This is a genomic window from Halonotius pteroides, from assembly GCF_003605635.1.
GTDB classification, from domain to species: domain Archaea; phylum Halobacteriota; class Halobacteria; order Halobacteriales; family Haloferacaceae; genus Halonotius; species Halonotius pteroides.
Window position 1 is genome coordinate 1 of sequence record NZ_QMDW01000063.1, and the last position, 1,494, is coordinate 1,494.

The 1,494-nt window shown below is 73.3% G+C and carries 2 protein-coding genes; both read right to left on the reverse strand.

All coding sequences use genetic code 11. From position 1 onward, the window contains the following. Window positions 1-30: 30 nt before the first annotated feature. Window positions 31-1,284: an outer membrane protein assembly factor BamB family protein gene (locus tag DP106_RS15010; RefSeq protein ID WP_015410617.1), complete on the reverse strand. Its 1,254-nt coding sequence runs from the start codon at window positions 1,282-1,284 to the stop codon at window positions 31-33. Further along, window positions 1,277-1,494 (reverse strand): DUF3209 family protein (locus DP106_RS15015; RefSeq protein WP_120086610.1); only part of this gene is annotated, 218 nt, incomplete at its 5' end. The genes DP106_RS15010 and DP106_RS15015, both read right to left, overlap by 8 nt.

Genomic DNA, 1,494 nt, shown 5'->3' on the forward strand with positions numbered 1-1,494 from the left:
CCGGAGCACTTATAAACTGTCTCGGGGTGCCTACAGATACCACAGCGAGTACGTCCCGCGAACCCCGCCGTCGTCGTCGTGGTACGCGACCGGTTCCTCGACGAGGGCGAGACGGTCCCCGTCGAGGGCCGCGGCCGTGCAGACGCCGTCGGTTCGCCCCGTTTCGAGGGGGCCTTCAGCCGCGTCGAACACCCGGACCCCGTGAACCGAGGGGTCGCGGTCGCGAAAGTGCTGGGCGACCGGCGCGAGGAGGCGGCCGCCGTCGTCGGCCACCTCGTGACAGAAGCCGCCGACGGACGCGCGCCAGCGGTGGTCGCCGTCGGACGTGTAACCGAACGCCGACTGCTCGTCGGGGTGGCGTTCGTCGGTCTCGCGGCCCTCCGCCGGGAAGGAGTTGCCGGTCACGAAGACGACGCCGGCGCCGTGGCCGACGACGTGGTTGGGGTAGGTGTACACCTCGTCGCCGTCCGGTTGCGGCGTCCCCAGATCGACCCGCCACTCGACGTCGCCGTCCGCGAGGCAGTACCCCCGGTAGTCGGCGTGACTCGTGACGACGAGGCGGCCGCCGGCCGAGACCACGTCGCCCACCCGGCGGGTCGCCTCCCGGTCGGGGTCCCACGTCCAGCGTTCGTCGCCGTCCGAGCCGAGGACCACGAGACCGGCGTCGTGGGCGCCGGGACAGCGGTTGTAAGCGACGGCGACGCCGTCGGCGACCGGTTCGAGCGCGATCGGCGAGGCGTCGGCGTCGTAGCGCCACCGAAGCGTCCCGTCGGGGGCGAAAGCGTACACCGAACTCCCGAAGGCCCGCCCGCCGTCGCGGCGCTCGTAGCGTCTGGCGGCGACGTATGCGACGTCCCCGCCCGGTGCGACGGCCGCGTCGACGACCATCGGCAGAAAAAACCGCGTCTCCTTCGCCGGGCCGCCGAGGGCGTCGGCGGCGTCGTGCCGCCACCGCTCTCTCCCACCGGCGAGCAGCCGGATCGCACCGCGGCCGGAACGTTCGCCGACTACCACGCCGTCGCCGAAGGGGACGAGCGTGATCGCGCTCCCCTCGCCGTCGACGCGCCACCGCTCCGTCCCACGGCCGTCGAACGCCCGGACCGACCCGTCGGCGAGCCCGACGACCGGGCCCTCGGCCGTCAGCGCGACCCCGGAGCGGCGCCCCGCCTGCCTGGAGCCGCAGGGGTCGACCTCGCCGAGGTCGATCCGGCGCGCGGCTTCGAGGGGCCCGGAATCGGTGTCGCTGTCGGGGGCGAACACGCCCTCCCCGTCGGCGTCACTCATCGGTCGGGAACGTCTCGTGGAGGGCGTGGTGGATGTCACCGAGGTCATCTAGGAACCCCTCTCCCTGGGTCAGGAGTCGGTCGAGGGCGGCCTCGGCGTCCCTGACGGCGACGAGTCGGCCCCGCAGGTAGTCGTACCCCGGGTCGTCGGCGTCCGCCGAAGCGACCTCGCCCTCGAGTTCGACGAGTGCGGTGTCGAGGTGGCGTTTGC